This window comes from Sphingomonas sp. SL1004 (genome assembly GCF_057815015.1).
Window position 1 is genome coordinate 600,921 of sequence record NZ_JBYMUX010000001.1, and the last position, 16,168, is coordinate 617,088.

Annotated in this window: 13 protein-coding genes; 5 read left to right on the forward strand and 8 right to left on the reverse strand. The window is 64.1% G+C overall.

Going from position 1 to position 16,168, the window contains the following annotated elements:
* Nucleotides 1–320 precede the first annotated feature (320 nt).
* The 5 genes from AC3D24_RS02810 to AC3D24_RS02830 form a co-directional block, all read right to left on the reverse strand.
* Entirely contained in the window at nt 321–1,826 is a 1,506-nt protein-coding gene (locus tag AC3D24_RS02810; protein WP_489027982.1) for a hypothetical protein, read from the reverse strand.
* Between the two features lie 286 nt (nt 1,827–2,112).
* Entirely contained in the window at nt 2,113–2,718 is a 606-nt protein-coding gene (locus tag AC3D24_RS02815; protein WP_489027984.1) for a plasmid pRiA4b ORF-3 family protein, read from the reverse strand.
* 252 nt (nt 2,719–2,970) lie between these two features.
* Nucleotides 2,971–3,540, reverse strand: coding sequence for an alpha/beta hydrolase (locus tag AC3D24_RS02820; protein ID WP_489027986.1), 570 nt, complete (start codon nt 3,538–3,540; stop codon nt 2,971–2,973).
* 176 nt (nt 3,541–3,716) lie between these two features.
* The gene (locus tag AC3D24_RS02825; protein WP_489027988.1) at nt 3,717–4,064 is read right to left on the reverse strand and encodes a hypothetical protein; all 348 of its coding nucleotides are present in this window, start codon (nt 4,062–4,064) and stop codon (nt 3,717–3,719) included.
* A 111-nt stretch (nt 4,065–4,175) separates the two neighbouring features.
* Nucleotides 4,176–5,021 (reverse strand): LysR substrate-binding domain-containing protein, encoded by an 846-nt coding sequence (locus AC3D24_RS02830; RefSeq protein ID WP_489027990.1) that lies wholly within the window; start codon nt 5,019–5,021, stop codon nt 4,176–4,178.
* Nucleotides 5,022–5,228: 207 nt separating this feature from the next.
* Between AC3D24_RS02830 and AC3D24_RS02835 the strand changes: the two genes are divergently transcribed.
* The 5 genes from AC3D24_RS02835 (at nt 5,229) to AC3D24_RS02855 (ending at nt 11,458) form a co-directional block, all read left to right on the forward strand.
* Nucleotides 5,229–6,395: an acyl-CoA dehydrogenase family protein gene (locus AC3D24_RS02835; protein ID WP_489027992.1), complete on the forward strand. Its 1,167-nt coding sequence runs from the start codon at nt 5,229–5,231 to the stop codon at nt 6,393–6,395.
* Nucleotides 6,392–7,330 (forward strand): NAD(P)-dependent oxidoreductase, encoded by a 939-nt coding sequence (locus tag AC3D24_RS02840; protein WP_489027993.1) that lies wholly within the window; start codon nt 6,392–6,394, stop codon nt 7,328–7,330. Before AC3D24_RS02835 ends, AC3D24_RS02840 begins: the two co-directional genes overlap by 4 nt.
* An 11-nt stretch (nt 7,331–7,341) precedes the next feature.
* Complete coding sequence (locus tag AC3D24_RS02845; RefSeq protein WP_489027995.1) at nt 7,342–8,178, forward strand: class II aldolase/adducin family protein; 837 nt, start codon at nt 7,342–7,344, stop codon at nt 8,176–8,178.
* A complete protein-coding gene (locus AC3D24_RS02850; protein WP_489027997.1) occupies nt 8,175–9,149 on the forward strand; it encodes an ABC transporter substrate-binding protein in 975 nt (324 codons plus the stop codon). Before AC3D24_RS02845 ends, AC3D24_RS02850 begins: the two co-directional genes overlap by 4 nt.
* Before the next feature lie 125 nt (nt 9,150–9,274).
* Nucleotides 9,275–11,458 carry a TonB-dependent receptor gene (locus AC3D24_RS02855; RefSeq protein ID WP_489027999.1) on the forward strand — a complete coding sequence of 728 codons (2,184 nt, stop codon included), beginning with the start codon at nt 9,275–9,277 and terminating at the stop codon, nt 11,456–11,458.
* A 350-nt stretch (nt 11,459–11,808) separates the two neighbouring features.
* Here AC3D24_RS02855 and AC3D24_RS02860 read toward each other — a convergent pair whose 3' ends face one another.
* The 3 genes from AC3D24_RS02860 to AC3D24_RS02870 are packed head-to-tail and all read right to left on the reverse strand — an operon-like array spanning nt 11,809 to nt 16,147.
* A complete protein-coding gene (locus AC3D24_RS02860; RefSeq protein ID WP_489028001.1) occupies nt 11,809–13,317 on the reverse strand; it encodes a PepSY-associated TM helix domain-containing protein in 1,509 nt (502 codons plus the stop codon).
* The gene (locus AC3D24_RS02865; RefSeq protein ID WP_489028003.1) at nt 13,314–13,871 is read right to left on the reverse strand and encodes a hypothetical protein; all 558 of its coding nucleotides are present in this window, start codon (nt 13,869–13,871) and stop codon (nt 13,314–13,316) included. The genes AC3D24_RS02860 and AC3D24_RS02865 overlap by 4 nt, the downstream gene beginning before the upstream one ends.
* A complete protein-coding gene (locus AC3D24_RS02870) occupies nt 13,871–16,147 on the reverse strand; it encodes a TonB-dependent receptor (protein WP_489028005.1) in 2,277 nt (758 codons plus the stop codon). Before AC3D24_RS02870 ends, AC3D24_RS02865 begins: the two co-directional genes overlap by 1 nt.
* Between the last annotated feature and the right edge of the window lie 21 nt (nt 16,148–16,168).

Sequence of the window (16,168 nt, forward strand, 5' to 3'; positions counted from 1 at the left end):
ACAACTCGGTCCGATTGCCTTTTTTTCATCCCACGCTGCGGAAGGAAGGCGCAGCCCCGCAACACTCGAAGACTCCTACGATACGCCGCTCGGCCGGCCAGGATGATCACTTTTCTAACTGTATCGTCGGCTTCCATCGCAAGCTGCCCTTCGTGTTATGCGCGGCGAATGACTGAAATGTCCCACTTTTTGCCCTCCGAGGCCGGCTTTGGTGGCCGGTCAAGCGACCGTCTGGCTAAGAGTAATGAGCGTCTGAAGTTGGGAAAGCCGGGAAGGGCTCTGAACGGCGACTTGTGGGTCCAGTTCGCAGAAGCGGTCATTTAGCGGGCGACGAGGAGGGGAGCACCGCCGCCAAGCGAGACATGAGCGTCGATGTCAGTGCGCACGAGCGCCAGCCCGGGTACGGCAAAGCTAATATCCACTCCGTCGATCTGCTCGAACGGTGGCATGATTTTGAAAGTGATCGGGCGGCCGGCTGTGATCGCGTAGAGCCCGTCTCCACCCGCTACCCACAAGCCGTCGGCGGCGGTCGTCAGTGCGTAGAAGGGCACTGTTTCAAAAGGCAATTTCGGTGGATCGGCAGGCCAGCTCTTCTGCATTGTGTACGGTTTGTAGTAGAGGCGTCGGACCTTGTCGCCGCACGCCTCGACCACCTGTCCGCTGGGAAAGAAGTGAACTAGGCCGACGGTGGCAACGACGCAGCCCGGGTGGCCAGGTTCGGGTCCCACGCCGTTGATCGGGCCGCCAAGTCCGGGGATTTTACTGACCGCGCCTGTATTTGTATCGATGCGCTCGAGGCCGCCACCCCACTCTCCCTTAGCGAGCCCCAGCAACAGGGTCGTCCCGGTATCGAAGGGCGCCGTTCGTACGATGGGACCGGTGAGCGGCGCCGAGAGGGGGACTGTGCGTTGCCGCCCGCCCGCGCTGACCACGAGGCGGTTCCGGCTCACCGCAATCACACGTTGGTCGGTGCAGCTCAGAGCCTGAACCGCTTCCCCGTTTAGGTCCAGGCGTTGCATCGCGTGCCAGGAACGATCCTCGAGGCGGGACATCTGGCCATCCACGCCGAGGATGACCAGTGCGGCGCCCGCGACGCAGATGTCGGCCGCCAGCCCGGGCGTCGTCTCAGTGCGGCGGTTGATCTCTCCCGGTGCGACGCTCGACAGTGTGCCGCGCTCGGTAAGCAGCCACAGGCGATCAGAGGCCCAGACCGCTCGCTTGATGAAGCGGTCCTGTCCGCGCAGCATATTCTCCGGAGTTGGGGCCGCAGGGTTCGTCGCTGCGCGCACTGCTGCTTGATGCTCGCGCACGAGAGCGGCGGCCACAGGGGCGGCCGGAACGCGGAAGCGTGTCGATGGGATGGCGGCGGTGCTGATCGAGACCAGTTGCGAGCCAAGGAGGTCGATCGGAGCACCCTGCGCGATTACCTCGCGGAAGCTGACGCGCTCCGGACTGTCGGCGCCCGGGAAGTTGCTCTGCTGCATTGCCGCGAGGCGCCGGTGGCCGGCCGCGAGCATTGCCAGCGAAGGATCGCGGCTGATGACCAGCGGCATGGCACCGGGATTGTGGCTAACGCCGTTGATAAAGTAGCGGGTGCCCTTCCGGCCGTTGATCGACACTGTGTCGACCGGCAGCCAGGCTTGCATGATCTCCGACGCGGGACGTATGCCCGCGCGAGCCGCAGCGGTGTCCGCCGTCCGGATCACCGTAGGGCCGCCCGGCCCGGGTCTGACCTCGTATCCTTTGCCGTTTTTCCAAAGATAGTAGCCGCGATCGTCGTTCCCGGCTCGAACGTCGCCGTTTGACGCGACCTCTATGGTGAGCACGCCTGCTGTGCTTACCGCACCAGGCCGCTGGTAAGTCGCCGTCATATCCGCGCCCGCTCGGGTGGGCGCAAGCGCGAGCAGCGCGACGCCTAATAGCGATGAATATCGTACCATTAGACGGCAGCCTTTCTCTGAACGGCGATAATACACCTTTGACTCACCGAACGGGAAGGCAACAACGTTCCGTGCTCAGGCTGAACGAACGTCCGAAGGTGGGGAGGGCGCTGGCTGCCGCGAGTGTCTGGAAGTGGGTCTTCCGCGCCACGATCTTGTTCTATCAACTGCGTCAGCGGCGGTTGCGGCTCTTTTCGTAGGCGACCTTGCCGGCATGTCGGCGGATCGCAATCGCTGCGACTGCATTCTTCGAGGCGACTTCATCGATGTCGAGCGGGTCGAAGGGGCCGCCGTACCATTCGTATAGCTGTTGATGTTCCTCGTGGGCCACGTCGCCCAGCTCCTGGAGGAAGCGCTCAAAGCCGGGTAGGCCGCCGACATCCTCGGGCGGGCATCGTCGCTCTCGGGAAACGAGGCGGGGATATTTGATTTCGTGCTCATCCAGTTCGACTGCCTCGACGGCGACAGTGTGCTGCCAGTCATCGCCCATGTCATAGGTATAGGTGAACTGCCGGACGTCGCGATCGATGAGCGTACCAAGCTTTACGTTTCGGGCTGCGGCGAGGTTGCGGTATGGCCATTCCGGGTTTGGTACGCCGTAGCGGCGTTCACCGGCCTCGAAATGCCAGAGATGATAATCCTGCCACCCCATTGCGGCCTGGATCACGTCATGGAGCATCTTAAGGCTGCCCGCGACAGGCATCTCGACGATCCGCCAGATCTCAGGCCCGATGTCGTTAAGGTTGATGCGCACGCGCGCGATGGTCTCTTGGGTCATGCCGCAGTTTTGAAGAATGGGGCACTCGTTGCCTGTGGATAGGCGTCGAAAGCTCTGCCACGGCAGAGTATCGCGAATTTATTGGAACTACCTCGAAAACCTACATGGTAGGGGACTAGATCGGCGCCGATCGGAACCATTCCCTGACCGACATTTTTCAAAAGATTGCAGTCAGTTGCTTCGCTAGCAGCAGGGCTCGCTTTCGACGCTGATACGCACGCATGCCCGACGCACGTAACGGCCGGCATGCAGCTAGGCGTCTCCGATCGCCTGGATGATGCAATACGCGGCAACAACATCGCGCTCGACCACTGCGGACGTGAAGCGTTCGATGATGGCGCGCAGGCGGTTGGTCGGCGCCGTCGCAGCGCTCAGGAGCGGGCCATCGATGAGGCGACTGCCCCATTCCATGCCCAGGCGCTGCGCTTCATCATCGGCGCCGACGACGATCGATGGGAAGGGCAGGCCGATCTTCGGCGCCGCAAAATGACGCTGGTGCAGGCTCGTACCTTCGGGGGCGACCAACAGGGCGCCGGCAACGTTCGCGGTATAGGCTTTCGGCGACAGTCGCGCCCACCATGCGGCGGCCGCGCAGGCACTGCCCTGCGCGAGGAGCATAACGGCACGATCGGACGCCGATACGGCGGCATCGATTCGCGCCGCCAGCGCTGTTCGCTCAGCGGCGGTACGACTGCGGACAGCGATATGCTGCGCATCGCCAAACCGTGGAAACTCCCGGAACCGCTCGAATATGGAGACGGCCTTGTCGGGGACGAGCGCGATGAGCGTTAGCCGATGGCTATCTAGGACGGCAACAGACACAATCCGGTCTCCCTTTCCAAGAACGCGGAAGCTGCCTTGTTCCGGTCAGCGGCGCAACGCAGCAGCACAGATACGCGCCAGACCGTTCTATCCCGAGTTTCGGCTGAGATCAGGGCGTTTAGATTTCACGCGATATGTCACCACGTCCTGCAAAGCGGTGCTTTCCCCATTTCGACTCAGCGAGTTCCATCCGTCTGGAAAGGCTTTTCCGGGTGCATGAAGAACGACAGGTCGGCGCCGACCAGGATTAGCGCCAGCGATGCGCAGAACGGGATCGACCAGCTGCCCGTCAGATCTACCGCCGCGCCGAACACTAGCGGAGAGAGGATACCGGCGATCCCGAAGCCAAAGTTCATCATGCCGCTGGCGGTGCCGGCATATTGCGGCGCGATGTCCCTCGGTACCGCCCAGATCGGCGCCACCACTAGCTCGGAGAAGAAGAAGGCGAGCGACAGGCATAAGGCGACCGTCGTCAGGTCGTGGGTGAGGACCACGGGCACGAGAAACACGAACGCACCGACCATCTAGAGAATGGCTCGCCACGCTTATTAGCGTTGCAAATACGGGCTCAAAGGATCACCGATTTCAACGTGTTGTCCGGCCGGCAAAGAAAGCCTTTGCGACCGTGAAGAGAGTCAATCTGCGCTGGCGGATTCGACGATCGAACGAAGGACGACGTCGTGGAGTCGGTCGAGTACCGGATGTCGCGTATCGTTGATGTGCAGGACATAGGCGACGCGGGGCAGCGCGGGGAGCCCGTCGTGGATTTCCGGATCGAGCCCCATCAAGGCGTCGGTCCGGCAGGTTATACCGATCCCGCCGGTTACTGCCGCGCGCAGCGCCGACAGGCTCGGCGTCTCCAGGACGATCCGGTAGGGCCTGCCCGCCGCCTCCAGCGCGGCGATCGCGGCATCGCGGAAGCGGCATGGCTTCTGGAGCACCGCCAGGGGCAGGATCGCGGCGGAGGTCAGGCGTGGATTGCCGAGCCAGTGCATGTCGGCGGTGACGACGGCGGCCGTGTCGGTGTCCTCGCCGATGCACAGGACGATATCGAGGCGGTCGGCCGCGAGCAGATCGAGCAGTTCGGCCGACCCTGCGACGCGGACGTCGAGCGAGGCGTCGGGGTTGCTCGACGCGAACACCGACAAGACGCCGGACAACAACGTCTCCGCGAAATCCTGGACGAAACCGATCCGTGCGGGGCCGGCCAGGCTGCCGTCGCCAAGTGCTGCCACCGCACGATCGTTGACCGCAAGCAGCTCGCGCGCGTGCGGCAGGAACCGTTCGCCCTGCACCGACAGGACGAGCCTGCGTCCCTCCCGCCGGAACAGCGCGACCTGGAGCAGTTCCTCAAGCCGTTTCATCTGCAGGCTGAGCGCGGACTGGCTGACGAAAACGCGGTCCGCGGCACGGAGCATCGAACCGGCATCGACGATCGCGACGAAACTGCGCACGACGTCGGTGGGAATGTTGACGGCCATCATCGGTCCTAGAAGCCACGCTCATATGCGTTAGCAGACAATCTACATTGATTCGATGGGAAATGAAGCGCTCCATGCTGCGAGAAGGAGCGCAGCCTTGGAATATCCTAATCCCGGACCAGGATCGCAGCACGGCAGCCACGCGCCGTGCGCGACCGATCGTCTTTACGCGAAGCCGGTCGACGACCTGATCGAGATGGTCCTGCGATGAGTGCGCAACTCCTCTCAATCGCGCCGCAGGGTCCGACGCTTGATCTGGATGCGATCCTGCCGGGGGTCACGGCCGCGTTCGCTGCAACCGCCGCACAGCATGACCGCGCCGGCACGTTGCCGGTCGAGAACTTCGCGCTACTGCACCGTCACGGCCTGCTCGCGCTGACCGCGCCTCATCGGCTTGGCGGTGGTGGCGGCGATCTGGCGGAGGCTCGGCGTGTGATCGCCGCGGTCGCGAGCGGTGAACCGGCGACCGCGCTCGTTCTGACGATGCAGTATCTGTTTCATGCCGGGCTCGACGATCGCTCCGGTTTTTCGGAAAGCCTGAAGACGCGTGTCGTCGGCGAGGCGTTGCGCGATGGCGCGCTGATCAATGCGCTGCGGGTGGAGCCGGATCTGGGCACGCCGGCGCGCGGCGGCCTGCCCGGCACGATCGCGCAGCGCACGGCCGAGGGCTGGCGGCTCGACGGGCGGAAGATCTTCTCGACCGGCTCGACCGCGCTGACGTGGATGGTGGTCTGGGCGCGGTCGGACGACGCCGAGCCGCTGGTCGGCGGCTGGCTGGTACGCGCCGATACGCCGGGCGTCCGGATCGAGGAGAGCTGGGATCATCTCGGGCTGCGCGCGAGTGCCAGCCACGATGTGGTGTTCGAGGACGTTCTGGTGCCGTTCGATCAGGCGCTGGAGCCCAGGCCGGTCGGCAAGCAGCCGCCCTATTCCGCTACGTTCGCCAACTGGTCCGCGGTGCTGACATCGGCGATCTATGACGCCGTCGCACGGAATGCGCGCGACTGGCTGGTCGGCTGGCTGATCGATCGCAAGCCGACCAATCTAGGTGCTTCGTTGTCGACCTTGCCGCGGTTCCAGGAGGTCGTTGGGACGATCGACGGCTTGCTGTTGCAGAACCGTCTGCTGCTCGATGCGGGTACGTCGGGCGCTACGAGCGGGCTGGAGGCGGGGATGGTCAAGCACCTCGTCACGGAGAACGCGATCGCCGCGGTGGAGAAGGCGATCGCGGTCACTGGCAATGCGGGACTTACAAGACACAATCCGTTGGAGCGCCACCTGCGCGATGTGTTGTGCGGACGTATCCACACCCCACAGGGCGATGTCGTGCTGGGCAGCACCGGTCGCGCGGCGTTCGCGGAGCGTGGCGCGTGACGCGTGTGCAGGTCGCCAGCCAGTTACCGATGCTCTTCAACGACGCCTTTGCAGCCTCGACGCAGGCGGCTGAGATCGTCAGCGTCGCGCCGGGATCGGCAGGGCTCGCGCACGGGCCCGAAGTCCTGATCGCCGCGCCGTTCCGACGGCCGGGCGATGCGTTTCCGGTGCGACCCAGGGGCTGGCCGTTCGATCTGCGCTGGATTCAGCTCGTCTCGGTGGGCATCGATTTCTATCCCGACTGGCTGTTCGAGGGACCGGTCGTCACCACCGCACGCGGGGCGTCGGCGATCGCGCTGGCGGAGTTCGCGCTTGCCGCGATCCTGGCGGAGGCCAAACATCTCCCCGACATCTGGATCCGCGATCGGAAAGACTGGGTGGCCAAGCCGCTCGCCACCGTCGGCGGCACCACGCTCGGGCTGATCGGGTTTGGGGCGATCGGCGAGGCGCTCGCCCCGCGCGCGCAGGCGCTGGGGATGCGGGTGATCGCCACGCGCCGCTCGGACCTGCCGCTCGCAGCGGGTGTCGAGCGTGCCGATCCCGCGGCGATCTTCGCGCAGGCCGACCACGTCGTCCTCGCCGCGCCCGCGACTGCACAGACCGAGCGGATGGTCGACGCGAAACTCCTGTCGCTGGCTAAACCGAACCTGCACCTCATCAACATCGCCCGCGGCATCCTGATCGACGACGATGCGTTGCTTGCCGCGCTCGACGAGGGGCGGGTCGGGCGCGCGACGCTCGACGTCACCTATCCGGAGCCACTGACCGCCGGGCACCGCTACTACACGCATCCCCGCGTCCGCCTGTCGCCGCATACCAGCGTCCACACGACCGAGACGCGCCGCAATCTTTCGCTGAGTTTCGCCGCCAATCTCGATCGCTTCCGCCGCGGGCAACCGCTCGACGGCGTGGTGGATCGCGCTCGCGGCTATTGAGGAGACCGACGATGACCAACCCGCTTCCCCTGCGGCGCCAGGAGCCGAACGAGACTGCGATCGTCGAGGCGCTGTTGCCCGAGTTCGGGTCGTCCGTGATCCCGGTTCACGCCGATCCCGCGGTCGAACGGCTGTATCGCAAACAGCGCCTGGCCGCCGCGTACCGGCTGTTCGGGCGCAACGGCTACGACATGGGCGGCGCGGGGCACATCACGGTGCGCGATCCCGAATGGCCCGATCATTTCTGGGTCAACCCGTTTGGCGTGCATTTCGGCCGGATCAAGGTGTCGCACCTGATGCTCGTCAGTCACGAAGGCGCGGTCGTCGAGCCCCCCAAGGGCGTGCCCCCGCGCCTCAACCGTGCAGCGTTCGCGATCCATTCGGAGCTGCACAAGGCCCGGCCCGACGTTATCGCGGCGGCGCACTCGCATTCCTTGTACGGCAAGGCATGGTCGTCGCTCGGCCGGCTGCTCGATCCACTGACGCAGGATTCGGCGGCCTTCTACGACGACCACGCGCTGTTCGAGGAGTATAGCGGCGTCGTACTCGACGCGAGCGAGGGCGAGAAGATCGCGCACACATTGGGCCATCGCAAGGCGGTGATCCTTCAGAACCACGGCATCCTGACGGTCGGTCATTCGGTCGAGGCGGCGGTCTGGCGCTATCTCGCGGTGGAGAATGCGTGCCAGGCGCAGTTGCTCGCCGAGGCGGCTGGCACGACCAAGCCGATGAGCGACGCGGTCGCGCGGCACACCGCGTCGCAGGTCGGCACGGAGGTCGGCGCGCTGTGGGCGTTCCAGCCCTATTGGGACGTGATCGTCTCGCAAGAGCCGGATTTGCTCGATTGACCCCGCTGCTGTCCCGCCGCGCGGTGATCGGGGGCGCGCTTGCCCTGTCGGCGTGCGGACGCGGGAGTTCCAAACCGGTCGCGCTGAAGGACGTGACGCTGCGCGTCGCCACCTACAAGGGGCAGATCGACTCGTTCTTCGCGCAGGCCGGCGAAGCGGCGGCGCCCTATACGGTGAGCAAGGCGCTGTTCGCGGGCGGCAACCAGATCGTCGAGGCGATCAACGCCGGCGCGATCGACTTCGGCGGGATGAGCGAGATACCGCCGATCTTCGCCGCCGCTGCGGACCCGCTGTTCCGGCTGATCGCGGTGCAGCAGTACGATGTGAACAATCAGGTCGTGCTGGTGCCGGCTGGCTCGACCATCCACGATGCGGCGGGTCTGCGCGGCAAGCGCGTCGGCTATGTTCGCGCGACCACCTCGCATTATATACTGTTGCGCCTACTCGACGAAGTCGGGCTGACGTTCGCGGACGTCCTGCCGATCGCGCTGTCGCCATCGGACGGACTAACCGCGTTCCAGCAGGGGCGGCTCGACGCATGGGTAATCTACGGCGTGCAGGGCAGTCTCGTCCGGTCGACCGGCGCGCGCGTGCTCGCCACCGGCAAGGGGAGGCTGTCGGGCAATTACGTCGTCGCGGCGTCGACCGCCGCGCTCGCCGACCCGCTCCGCGTCGAAGCCATCGGCGACTATCTCGGCAAGATCGCGCGGACCTTCGCCTGGTCGGTGGCCAACCCCGCGGCCTGGGCGGCGGCACTAGCCAAGGATACCGGGGTGCCCGAGGCGATCTGGCTCCAGCAGTTTAGAGAGCGCAGTGCCGATCCGCGCATAGTGCCCGTCACCGATGCGGCGATCGCCTCGCAGCAACAGGTTGCAGACCGGTTCGCGACGGCAAAGGTGATTCCGGCGAAGGTGGATGTCCGTCCGCTCTGGTCGACCGCACTCAATGCACGGATCGGGAAAATATACTGAAGAACAGTCAATGATACATATGTGTATCGACGAACAATCGGTAGTTTGAGGCCGGATACCTAAAGCAACTCGTGCCAATACCAGATCGACTCCATAGTTCAGCGACATAACAAGGGGTCGCATTGATGGGTCGTACTATACGGCGTTTGCTGAAGATATCCGTCGCAACCATGGCTTTCGGGTTGGCGTGGTCCGCGAGCGCGCAGACGACGGGCGGTCCGTCGACTACGGATCCGGTCGATACGTCGGACCGAACCGACACGTCCGATCGCGGTGAGATCATCGTCACTGCCGAGCGCCGTTCGACCGACCTGCAGAAGACGCCGATCGCGATCTCCGTGTTCGGCGGGCAGCTCGCGCAGGATCGCGACATCCGCGACGTGCGCGATCTGGCAGGGCAGGTCCCCAATCTGTTCGTGCCCCGCACCTCGATCAGCCACACCACGCAGACTTTCTCGTTGCGCGGCGTCGGCGAAAGCGACCCGATCCAGGAGCCGGTGCTCGCGGTCTATGTCGACGACGTCTACATCCCGCGACAGATCGGCTCGATGGTGGAGTTCAACGATCTCGAACGGATCGAACTTCTGCGGGGCCCTCAAGGCACGCTCTACGGTCGCAATTCGAGTGCTGGCGCGCTGCGGATCATAACCCGCGATCCCGATCAGGAAACGCACCTCAAGGCCGCGATCGGTTATGGCAGCAAGAACGAGGTCGACGCGCGCGCGCTGGTCAGCGGTCCGCTAAGCGATACGCTGGCGGCAAGCTTCTCGTATATCCACCACAGTCGCGACGGTGTGACCAAGGATCCGACGCTCGGCCACGACGTCAACCGGATCGACGTGGACTCGTTCAGGGCCAAGCTTCGCTGGACGCCGAATGCCGATCTCGACGTGTTGTTGACCGCCAATCTCGTCCGCGACCGCTCTGACTCGCGTAGCTACATCCCGGTCAACCAGCCAGGTGTCGTGTTCGACAAGCGTACCTCCTATTCCGAGGTCGAGCCGCTCCAGGATCTCGACGGCCGTTCGGGGTCGCTCAGGGTCAAATACGCGCTCGGCGAGCATCTCAGCCTGAAGTCGATCACCGCGGTCGGCGGGTTCAATCTCGACCCGGTCTCGTACGACAATGACGGCCAGTCCGCGCTGATCCAGAAGAACCTGATCCATTACAATGATCGCTACGTGACGCAGGAAGTGCAGTTGAATGGCGATTACGGCGCACTGACCTTTACCGGGGGGCTGTTCTATCTGCACGAGCGCTTCTTCGTCGAACGCGACGGATTCACGCGCCTTGGCACGTCGCCGACGGCCGCCGTATCTGGGCTCCGCGCACACAACATCACGACCACCGACGCGTATGCGATCTTCGGCGAGGCGACGTATCGGCTCGGGTCCGTGTTCAGTGTCACCGGCGGGCTTCGCGGCACGATCGAGCACAAGGATTTCGTGTTCGACAACAAGGTCATCAACCTCGCGCGCGTGCCCACCGCACAGTCGATTGCGGGAGAAGCGGACAAGACGTGGCGTGCGCTGACCCCGAAAGCCTCGGTGCAGGCGCAATGGAACCCGACGCTGCTGCAATATGCCAGCTATTCGCAGGGCTTCAAATCGGGCGGGTATGACAACCGTGCGACGCGGCTCGACCTTGCGACGCTGCCGTTCGCGCCGGAGAAGGTCAGCACCTACGAAACCGGGCTGAAGGCGACACTGTTCGACCGCGCGCTGCGCTCGAACATCGCGGTGTTTTACAACGACTATCAGGATTTGCAGGTGTCGTTCTTCGATCCGGTCTATCAGGGATCGCGCCGCGGCAATGCGGGCAAGGCGCATAGCTGGGGCGTCGAGATCGAGAACAGCGCCACCCTGACCGATCGCTTTAGCCTGCAACTCGCGGGCGGGTATCTCCACGCGACGTTCGACGACTATAAGGGCGCGGGCGGGGCAGGGGTGAACGCCGACGGCAACCGCCTGACCAATGCGCCGGAATGGACCGTCACCGGTGGCGCGAGCTACGAACTGCCCTTGGCCACCGCGGGTTCGCTGAGGCTGGCGGCGGACGTCAATTACCAGTCGTCCTATTATGCATCTGCGCTCAATCGCCCGCAGGACCGCTCGCCCGGCCAAGCCTATGTCAACGGCACGATCACATGGAATACCTCGAACCCGCATGTTGACGTCGCGCTGTCGGTCCGCAACGTGCTGAACACGAGCAAGCAGGTTGCGTCGGTCTACAACCCGTCGATCGGTGCATGGTACAAAAACTTTCCCGACCCCGGGACGGCGTTACTGACGCTGCGCTTCAGCCGGTAGATGCCGTAACACATAACAAAATTATTTTAACTTGCATATCGGGAGGTAAGCTAGGTATCCAGTATGGGGATGGCCAACATAGAAAGATAGGCTAGAAGTCGACACATTGCTTTCTGTCTAGATATACAAAGAGTAATAGGTAAAGAACCTGGAAAAGATGTTCTGGCAGCTTAATTTTATTGCGGGGATGAGTTGTGAGTAATCATACGATCTTGCAATATCTGTATCCTATCCATCTTTTGATAAAGGCATTCTGGGCGGGGGTTTGAGGTTTGTAAATCTTATCGCGGAGATGAACGAACGGCTGAAGTTGGGAGGTGGGGAAGGGCGCGCGAATGTCCGGGTATGGGTCATTTACTTACGATTGCACGTTGGCCGACGCGTTTAGCCACAATTGCAGAAGCGCGGCTATATTTGCCCAACAGGAAAATTACACTGCCGCCGATCAGCAGAAGGATGTCTACTCCCAAGCTGGCCGGCGTGACGAAATAAGCCGTAAGATGGCATGCGCCTAGTGTGATCATTGCTACTGCCAGCGCGAGACGTAAGCCGTGCGCGATCGCAGTCGCTGGAAAGCGCAGCGCCCCGGACCCTGACAACAGAACCACGGTTGCGACGAGCCAGGTCCATAATGCCGCCCCGCCAGTTGGCACGGCGATCGTTACGAGCGCGGCCAGCGCGAACGCGAGCGGTTGCCCCCAGGCGACCGACGCCCACAACCGTTCCCATTGCGGCACCGCGCGGCCCCGGTCGCGGCGGCGGGCGAGCCAGATGGTCACGCCGCTCGACGTGAGCACGCACAGTGCAAGGCCGAGTAGACCATAGATGATCCGCACCGGTAGCCCGCCATACCAGCCGAAATGCAGCTGACCGATACCGCCCAGGATCTTTGTCCCCGCGGCCAGATCACGGGGGTGCCGATCCTTCAGCACGCGGCCCGCCGCGTCGAAGCTCGTGGTGTCTTGCGGGACGAGTAGCCGTAGGCGTTCGGAGGTGACCGTGATCCGTGCATCGGCGCGACCGGCGTTCTCGATGATCAATTGATGCGGCGCCGCCTCGGGTGCACGGCGTCGCGCCTCGGCGAGCAGGGCAGCGAGCGGTGGCAGTGGCGCGGGCGAGGCGTTCACGGCGGGCGGCGCGTCGATGAAGAGGCCGTACACTTTCGCCGTATCGCCACGGTACAGCAGCATGGCCAGCACCCCGACGATCAGGGTGCTGAGCCCCAGCAGTGCTCCGGTCAGCGCGATAACGACATGGAACGGAAGTGCCCATATGCCCAGCCGGTTGTGCAGGTCGGCCTCCTGCAACCGGCGCGAGCCGCCGCGGCGCAGGTGGAAGGCGTCCTTGAGTACACGCGGATGCGCAAGGATCCCGGACACCAAGGAAGACAACAGTGCCACGCCGGCCAACCCGACAATGAACTCGCCCCAACTACGCGGCAGGTGCAGCGCGATGTGGAGGTTCACGACAAATTCGGAAAACGCCGTAGCCTTTTCGAGCAGTGCGCCATGCGCATCGATCGACCATTCACGCTCGAATGTGGGCGAATACGCGGTGATCTCAGCGCCGGGTTCGCCAGCCGACGGCAGCGAGGCGTAGAGCGTCGTGCCCGTCGGTACCTGCGCGCGTGCTGTATCGAGCGCACGCATCATCGCCGTATCGTCGATCCGGGACACGACTGGCCTGGCCGGCTGCTCCCAGCGTTCCAGATCGTGGACGAACACCGTCAGCGTACCCGACAGGCACACCAGGTAAATTATCGCCGCAAAGGCCAGTCCAAGAATACCGTGCCCGCTGAGTACCGCGCGCACCGTTGCAGGCGACAGCGGCCAGCGGCTCTTCACCTTCGACATGGTCATGCGAGGCCTCGCATTGCCGCCAGGGCGAAGCCGACGACCGTCGTTCCCACCAGCACCCCCAGTGCGCGCAGCAGACGCTGGTCGGCCAGCGTCCACGTCATCGCCAGCGCCCAGGCGACGGGCATCAGGAGGCCCCCGATGATGATCCGTGTCCGTGGATCACCCGGCGCCCAGGCGGCGTAGCAAAAGGCGAGGCCCATTGCCGCGGTCATGCCAAGCGGACCGGCAAGTAGGAACTTCATCCACCCGCGCCACGCGCGCGACGGCCCCTCCAGCGGCTCCGGTGCCAAGCTGTCGCGCGATGCCCGCGCCGCACGTCGCACGCGGCCCTGTACGACGACGCCAAGCGCACCGATGCCGATCGCTGCAACCCCCACCGCTATACCCTTTACCGGCCCGATGCTCCACGCGGCGAGCAAGACGGTCGCGAGCAGCGTCACCCATCCGGCCGCAACCAGCACAGGGCGCTCGCGCGTGCGATCTGCCCACGCATGGCGCAGCAACACAGCGCCACCGGCGCCGCCCGCCATGCTGGCGAGCGCCACTGCCAACATCAGAAATGCACCTCCACACCGCCGCCGAACGTTTGCGGATCGCCGAGGATCGCACGGCTGCTGCTGGCGAAATCATACTGCTTGTAGTCTTCGTTCAGCAGGTTGCGCGCGAAGGCGAAGATCGTGACGTGATCCATCTCCCAGCCTAGTCGTGCATTGACGACTGTACGCCCGGGCAATCGCCCCTGCACCTGCGTCACGCCGACATCGCTGAATACCGGCCCGCGGTAATTGGCGTTCAGGTTGCCGACGACAGGCCCCACGCGCGCGTTCACCCCGCCTGCGATCGTCCAGTGCGCGGCATAGGGAAATTCCGATCCGGCAAGGTCGACAGCGCTGGTCGAACCGTTCGGCAGCGTGAAATCGTCGAATTTGGTACGGACATGGCCAACGGACACATAGGCGTCGACCGCGCGGCTGATCTGCCCCTGCGCCTCCACCTCAAACCCGTAGAGGTGCGACTTGCCCGCATTGACGGTATTGTAGTCGAATTCGTTCAGGCCGAAAAAGGCGTTCGTCTGCTGGTTTTTCCAGTCGATGTAGAAAACGTTGGCATTCAGTGTCAGCTTGCCATCAAGCCAGCGCGATCGCAGCGAGCCTTCGTAGTTCCAACTATATTCGGGGTCATACGCCACCAGCAGCGCGCGCGCCGGGTTTTGGCTCGATCCGCCCGAGCGATAGGCGCGCTGCACGGTGAAGGCGGTGCTGACATCGCGTGTCCATGCCATGTTGAGCCCTGCCTTAGGCAGGAAGGCATCGAAGCTGCGTGCATTGCTCGCCCGCGCCGAATTGGCGTTGCCCACCAGACCAAGCACGCCTTGATTGACCGCAGAGACGGCGAGGAACAGCGGAGTTCCCGGTGCGCCGAACGCGGTGGGGCTGGGCAGGGTGCCGGTGAAGGTCGCTACCGTCTCCGCAGTATAGCGGTTGGTCTCGTGATCGTAGCGGAAGCCGCCAATCAGCGAGAGCCGGTCGGTCAGCTTGTAACGCGCATCCCCGAACAACGCGGCTGTGCGCACGCGCTGTGGAAAATCCGCAGCATACGCCACCGGGATGACCGGCAGCGCCGCGGTGTAGAGGTTGGCGATCTGCGTCGCGGCGGCCGCAGGGAAACCACCGCCCTGCAACAGTGCGGCGATCGTGCCCGTCGGCGTGTTGATGTTGAGCCGGTTCGCCGCGACAAGTCCGCCGGAGCGGCTGTAGGCCCAGGCGCCAAGCACGCCGCTCAACCGGTCGCCTTCGTAATTGAGCCGCAGTTCCTGCGTCCACGTGCGGAAGTCGTTGGTGTTATCGACCACCTGCAGGTTTGCCGCCGTCCCGTCGGTATCGATCACCGCGCGCGTATGGGTCTTGTTGAAAGACGTGATGCTGGAGAGCCGAAGCCGAGGCGTGATCTCGTAGCCGGCATTGAGCACGGCGATGTCGGTCTTGATATGCCCGCGGCTCGGCGCGTCGCCGGTCGAGACGCGATTGTCGTAGAAATCGGGCACGTCGGTGCGGCTGTATTCGTAGAGGTAGCCGCCATCGCGCCGGACGCGATTGTAGCTCGCCTGAACGTCCAGCCCAGGCAACGCGTGCGGCGTCCATTTGAGTTTGCCGCGCAGGTTCAGAGATTCGAGCGCATCGTCATAGCCGCCGCGGGTGACGTTGCGGATCAGCCCGCGATCATTGCGGCGCCCCGCCGAGATGCGGACGCCCAGTTCGTCCTTCACCAGCGGGCCGCCAACTGCAGCCGAGAATGTGCGGTCGTTGAACTCGCTCCAAAGCACACGCGCATCGGCGCTGTATTCGGTGGTCGAGGCGTCACGCGTCTTCAGTACGATCGCCCCGGCGAGCGCGTTGAGCCCCTGGATCGTCGATTGCGGGCCGCGCAGGATCTCGACCTGCGCCACGTCCCATAAATCTGTAGGACCACCGAACAGCGCCTCGCGCGGGATCGGCGCTCCGTCGACATACACGGTCGCGGTATCAGCACTGCCTCCGGCGCCGACCCCCTGGTTGCTGATCCCGCGGATGGTAAATCCCGCCGCGCCATACGTCTCTGCGACGTTGGCAGTGCGGCTGTAGATATCCTGGATCGTCAGTATATTTTCCTGCCGGATCCGCTCCGGCGTTGTGACCGCTACGCTGGTCGGCGTATCCTGCAACGTGCGGTTCGACTTTTCACCGGTGACAATGATGTCGTCGCCTTGCGGCTCGTCCGTTGCCTGCTGAGCGCTCGCGGAACTCGCCCAACATATTGCGCACGCGAGCGCCGAGATATGAATAATACGCATTGTGTCCCCCACGATCGACGC

What these genes read in the sequence shown, in the direction of transcription:
- AC3D24_RS02815 (WP_489027984.1), bottom strand. Translation starts at nt 2,718, where the DNA reads ATGACCCAAGAGACCATCGCGCGCGTGCGCATCAACCTTAACGACATC.
- AC3D24_RS02825 (WP_489027988.1), bottom strand. Translation starts at nt 4,064, where the DNA reads ATGGTCGGTGCGTTCGTGTTTCTCGTGCCCGTGGTCCTCACCCACGAC.
- AC3D24_RS02830 (WP_489027990.1), bottom strand. Translation starts at nt 5,021, where the DNA reads ATGGCCGTCAACATTCCCACCGACGTCGTGCGCAGTTTCGTCGCGATC.
- AC3D24_RS02835 (WP_489027992.1), top strand. Translation starts at nt 5,229, where the DNA reads ATGAGTGCGCAACTCCTCTCAATCGCGCCGCAGGGTCCGACGCTTGAT.
- AC3D24_RS02845 (WP_489027995.1), top strand. Translation starts at nt 7,342, where the DNA reads ATGACCAACCCGCTTCCCCTGCGGCGCCAGGAGCCGAACGAGACTGCG.
- AC3D24_RS02855 (WP_489027999.1), top strand. Translation starts at nt 9,275, where the DNA reads ATGGGTCGTACTATACGGCGTTTGCTGAAGATATCCGTCGCAACCATG.
- AC3D24_RS02860 (WP_489028001.1), bottom strand. Translation starts at nt 13,317, where the DNA reads ATGACCATGTCGAAGGTGAAGAGCCGCTGGCCGCTGTCGCCTGCAACG.
- AC3D24_RS02865 (WP_489028003.1), bottom strand. Translation starts at nt 13,871, where the DNA reads ATGTTGGCAGTGGCGCTCGCCAGCATGGCGGGCGGCGCCGGTGGCGCT.
- AC3D24_RS02870 (WP_489028005.1), bottom strand. Translation starts at nt 16,147, where the DNA reads ATGCGTATTATTCATATCTCGGCGCTCGCGTGCGCAATATGTTGGGCG.